Source organism: Paracoccus sp. PAMC 22219 (assembly GCF_000787695.1).
GTDB lineage: Bacteria > Pseudomonadota > Alphaproteobacteria > Rhodobacterales > Rhodobacteraceae > Paracoccus.
The window spans coordinates 1-4,667 of the sequence record NZ_BBPH01000037.1 but is presented as its reverse complement, the minus strand read 5'-3'; the positions used below and the strand labels follow the sequence as shown (position 1 = coordinate 4,667).

The window sequence follows — 4,667 nt, the reverse complement described above, 5'->3', positions numbered from 1 at the left end:
CTTGCCGCAGCCCGACGGGCCGACCAGCACCAGGAAGTCGCCCTCGTCGATGCTGATGTTGATGTCGTGCAGAATATGGGTGTCGCCATAGGCTTTCTGCAGGTGGTCGATTTCCAGAATGGGCATGGCTTATCCCTTGACGCTGCCGGCGGTCAGGCCGCGGATGAAGTATTTGCCGGCGACGACATAGACCAGCAGCGTGGGCAGGGCGGCGATGATCGCCGCGGCCATGTCCACGTTGTAGGCTTTGACGCCGGTGGTGGAGTTGACGATGTTGTTCAGCGCGACGGTCACGGGCTGCGACCCGGCCCCGCTGAAGCTGACGCCGAACAGGAAGTCGTTCCAGATCTGCGTGAACTGCCAGATCACCGAAACGGTGATGATCGGCAGAGAGATCGGCAGGAAGATCGACCAGAAGATGCGGAAGAACCCTGCCCCGTCGACCTTGGCCGCGCGCACCAGTTCCTGCGGAATGGTGACATAGTAGTTGCGGAAGAACAGCGTGGTGAAGCCCAGGCCATAGATGACGTGGACGAAGATCAGCCCCGGAATGGTGCCGGCCAGCCCCATCAGGCCCAGCATCTGCGCCATCGGCAGTAGCACCACCTGGAACGGGATGAAGCAGCCGAACAGGATCGCGGCAAAGAACAGGTTCGCGCCGCGAAAGCGCCACTGGGCGAAGACATAGCCGTTCAGCGCCCCGATGATGGTCGAGATCATCACCGCGGGGACGGCCATCAGCACCGAGTTCCAGAAGAACGGGCGCAGACCCTCGCACTGGGTGCCGGCGCAGGCGGTCGACCAGGCCTCGGCCCAGGGGGCGAAGGTGATCTCGCGCGGCAGGGCCAGCAGGCTGCCTGTGCGGATTTCCTCGAGGGATTTCAGCGATGTCGTCAGCATGACGAACAGCGGCATCAGATAGAACAGGGCGAACAGGATCAGGATCCCGTACAGGCCCCACCGCAACACGGTCTTACTTGTCATGGCGCGGCCTCAATTCGCTGTAGAGATAGGGAACCACGATGGCAAAGATGACCATCATCATGATCATGGCGCTGGACGCCGCCTGCCCCAGATCGCCGCGAGAGAACGCCATGGCGTACATGTAGGTCGCGGGCAGGTCGGTGGCATAGCCGGGGCCGCCGCCGGTCAGCGCGATGACCAGGTCGAACGCCTTGATGGCCAGGTGCGCCAGCACGATGAAGGCCGACAGAAAGATCGGCGCCATCGTCGGGATGATGATCGCGGAATAGATGCGGTGCGTGGGAATGCCGTCGACCTGGGCCGCGCGGATGATTTCCGTGTCCACCGACCGCAGGCCGGCCAGGAACAGCGCCATCACAAAGCCCGAGGCCTGCCAGACGGCGGCCAGCACGACGGTATAGATCGCCATTTCGGGCTTGATCAGCCAGTCGAAGGTGAAATTCTCGAACCCCCAACCGCGGATCGCCTGCTGGATGCCCAGGCCCGGGTTCAGGATCCATTTCCAGGCGGTGCCGGTCACGATCAGCGACAGCGCCATGGGATACAGATAGATGGTGCGCAGCACGCCCTCGGCCCGGATCTTCTGGTCCAGGAAGATGGCCAGCGTCAGCCCGATCACCATCGAGATCACGATGAACAGGCCACCGAAGATGAACAGGTTGTTCATCGCCACGTCCCACCGGGGGGCGTCGAACAGCCGCTGATATTGCGTCACACCGTCCAGTTCATAGCGCGGCATCAGCCGCGAGCGCGTAAAGCTGATCCAGGCCGTCCAGGCGATGAAGCCATAGACAAAGACCAGGATCGCCACGAAGGACGGCGCCAAGACGACCTTGGGCACGTTGCGTTCAAGCCATTCCATTTCCGGTAAACCCCCAAAGAAAAACCCCGCGCCCGGACAGGGGCGCGGGGTCGTCAGGCCGTGATCACATCGAGTTTGCGACCGCGTCGGCCAGTTGCTGCACGGCGTCATCCGACGACATGTCGCTGTTGAAATGCGCGGTCACCACGTCGGTGATCGCACCGGCCGGTGCGCCGCGCAGCGCCATCCCATGCGCATAGCTGGGCAGCAGAGAGCCGTTTTCCGCATCCGCGGTCATGTCGGCGTTCGACTGTTTCGCGCAATCGTCGAAATCGTCCAGAGCCACGTCGGTGCGGGCCGGGACCGACCCCTTGTTCAGGTTGAACGTCTTCTGGAAGTCCGGGCCCATGATCAGGCTGGCCAGAAGGGCCTGGCCCTGCTGCTTGTCCTCGCCTTCCAGCTCGAAGAAGGCAAAGCTGTCGACGTTGTACAGAAAGCCCTCGCCCGGGGTAGGCGCGCAGACGAAATCGACGCCCGGCTGCTTGCCCGCGGCCAGGAATTCGCCCTTGGCCCAGTCGCCCATGATCTGGAAGGCGGCCTCGTTGTTCATGACCATGGCCGTGGCCAGGTTCCAGTCACGACCCGAGAAGTTGTCGTCGACATAGCCGCGGATGGTCCGCATCTGGTCGAAGACCTGCTTCATCGTGTCCGAGGTCAGCGCCTCGGTGTCCAGGTCGACCAGCGCCTGCTGGTAGAATTCCGGTCCGCCAAGGCCCAGCACGACCGTCTCGAAGATGGTCGCGTCCTGCCAGTTCTGGCCGCCATGGGCCAGCGGCGTGATGCCCGCGGCCTGCAGCTTTTCGGCTGCGGCGTTGAACTCTTCCCAGGTGGTCGGCATCTCGATGCCGTTCTCGTCCAGGATCTGCTTGTTGCCCCAGATCCAGTTCACGCGGTGAACGTTCACGGGTGCGGCGCACCACTGGTCCTCGCACTTCATGTGGGCGGCGATCTGCGCGGGCAGGACGGCGTCCCAGCCGTTCTCCTCGGCAACAGTGCCGATGTCGGCCAGACCGGTCTCCTCGTACCATTCCTGGATCGCGGGGCCCTTCAGCTGAACGGCGGTCGGCGCGTTGCGGCCAGAACGCGGGCGCGCAGCGCGGTCATCGCGGCGTCACCGCCGCCGCCGGCCACGGGCATGTCGGTCCAGGTGCCGCCCTCGGCCGCGAACTGTTCCTGCAGGACGGCGACCGATTTCGCCTCGCCGCCGGACGTCCACCAGTGCAGCACCTCGGCGGTGGGTTCGGCCATCGCCGGCGCAGCCAGCATCACGGCGGTCGAAGCCGCCAGAACGGATTTGATGTTCATGGATCCTCCCAGATCTATCCCGCGCGGATTCGGTGATCCGCGTGTGGTTCGATCATGCCGCAAGCCCAGCCATGTCCGCAACGCAGCGCAGCCATGCGTTCAGCAGATTTCGCAGCGTTATGTTACAAACTGTTACGTAACCCATTCCTGCGATGCTAGATCACGGGACGGAGGACCTTTGATGAGCCTGCACCGCCTTTTGCTGGTCGAGGATGATGCCGACATGGCCGCCATGCTGGCCGCCTATCTGCAGCGTCACGGCTTTCACGTGTCGCGCGCCGACAGCCGCGCGACCGCGCTGGCCGCGCTGCGCGGCGGCCGAGTGGACCTGATCCTGCTGGACGTGTCCCTGGGCGATGACGACGGCGTCACCATCTGCGCCGAGATCCGCGAAGCGCAGGACGTACCAATCATCATGGTCAGCGCCCTGTCCGCCGACCATCAGCGCATGGCCGGATACGAGGTCGGCGCCGACGATTACATCGCCAAACCCTTCAACCCCGACCTGCTGCTGGCGCGCATCCGGGCGGTGCTGCGCCGCGCGGGCCGCGCGCCCAGCCTGTCGCACCGCAAGCGCGACAGCGTGCTGCGCTTTGCGGGCTGGCGCTATGACGCGCGGCGCGACGAGGTGACGGCCCCCGGTGGCTGGCAGGTCAGCCTGTCCTCGCGGGAAACCGCGCTGCTGCGGGTGTTCCTGGCCAACCCGCTGATCCCCCTGACCCGCGACGAGATCGCCGCCGCGCTGGACGATGACGACGCGGCCGAGGGGCGCGCCATCGACGTGCTGGTCGGCCGCCTCCGGCAAAAGACCGATCCGGCACTGATCCGCACCGAACGCGGCCTGGGCTATGTGCTGTCGTCCGAGGTTGCGCGTGACGCTGACTGACCGCCTGTCGCTGCGGGTGGTGGCCAGCCTGTGGGTCGTGCTGGCGATGCTGGCGGGCGGCGGTGCCGTCTGGCTGTGGACCGCCAGCGATGCGGCGTGGGACGGGCATCTGAACCGCGCCTATATCGCCGGGCTGGCGCTGGCCGACAGTCTGGACGCGGGCAGCGCCCTGCCCGATGGCCTGTCCCAGACCCAACTGCGCGCGGCGCCCGACCTGCCGCCCGGCTGGCGGCAGACGGTGATCACCCTGACCGGCGGCGGCAGGCCCGACCTGTCCCAAGGGGCGCGGCTGTCGGTGCGCATCCAGTCGCCCGACCTGACCTATCCCGCGGCCGAGGTGCAATCCGTCGGAGGCGGCAGCCAGGCCGCGGGCCTCGCCTCGATCACCCGCACGCTGGCGCGGTTCTGCAGCGAGCCGCGGCTGTTCGTGCAACAGGAATCCGGTCCCTGGATCCGCGTCGATGGCGCACCGGTCTGGGGGTGCCAGGCCGCGCCACCCGACCGGCGCCTGCTGGCCGGGGCGTTGGGCCTGGGCGCGATGGCGATGCTGCTGGGCTGGGTCGCCGGGGTGGCGGGGGCGTTCACCGCCTTTGCCGCCGCGCTGCGCGACCACCGCGCCCGCACCGCCGC

Annotated in this window: 3 protein-coding genes and 3 pseudogenes; 2 read left to right on the top strand and 4 right to left on the bottom strand. The window is 66.3% G+C overall.

Going from position 1 to position 4,667, the window contains the following annotated elements:
- The 4 genes and pseudogenes from TY51_RS21730 to TY51_RS05785 all read right to left on the bottom strand — a co-directional run.
- Positions 1 to 126: pseudogene (locus tag TY51_RS21730) on the bottom strand (ABC transporter ATP-binding protein); the annotation flags it as partial.
- Between the two features lie 3 nt (positions 127 to 129).
- The gene (locus tag TY51_RS05795; RefSeq protein WP_042247083.1) at positions 130 to 984 is read right to left on the bottom strand and encodes a carbohydrate ABC transporter permease; all 855 of its coding nucleotides are present in this window, start codon (positions 982 to 984) and stop codon (positions 130 to 132) included.
- Entirely contained in the window at positions 974 to 1,846 is an 873-nt protein-coding gene (locus TY51_RS05790) for a carbohydrate ABC transporter permease (protein WP_042247080.1), read from the bottom strand. The genes TY51_RS05795 and TY51_RS05790 overlap by 11 nt, the downstream gene beginning before the upstream one ends.
- A 64-nt stretch (positions 1,847 to 1,910) precedes the next feature.
- Positions 1,911 to 3,151, bottom strand: a pseudogene (locus tag TY51_RS05785) (ABC transporter substrate-binding protein).
- A gap of 181 nt (positions 3,152 to 3,332) precedes the next feature.
- Between TY51_RS05785 and TY51_RS05780 the strand changes: the two are divergent.
- Together TY51_RS05780 and TY51_RS05775 are read left to right on the top strand one after the other, a co-directional pair.
- Positions 3,333 to 4,037, top strand: a complete 705-nt coding sequence (locus tag TY51_RS05780) for a response regulator transcription factor (protein ID WP_042247077.1) — start codon at positions 3,333 to 3,335, stop codon at positions 4,035 to 4,037.
- Positions 4,024 to 4,667 (top strand): annotated as a pseudogene (locus TY51_RS05775) (sensor histidine kinase); the annotation flags it as partial. The gene TY51_RS05780 and the pseudogene TY51_RS05775, both read left to right, overlap by 14 nt.

Bases quoted from the DNA above. Each gene is read 5' to 3' on its own strand.
- TY51_RS05795 (WP_042247083.1), bottom strand. From the start codon at position 984: ATGACAAGTAAGACCGTGTTGCGGTGGGGCCTGTACGGGATCCTGATC.
- TY51_RS05790 (WP_042247080.1), bottom strand. From the start codon at position 1,846: ATGGAATGGCTTGAACGCAACGTGCCCAAGGTCGTCTTGGCGCCGTCC.
- TY51_RS05780 (WP_042247077.1), top strand. From the start codon at position 3,333: ATGAGCCTGCACCGCCTTTTGCTGGTCGAGGATGATGCCGACATGGCC.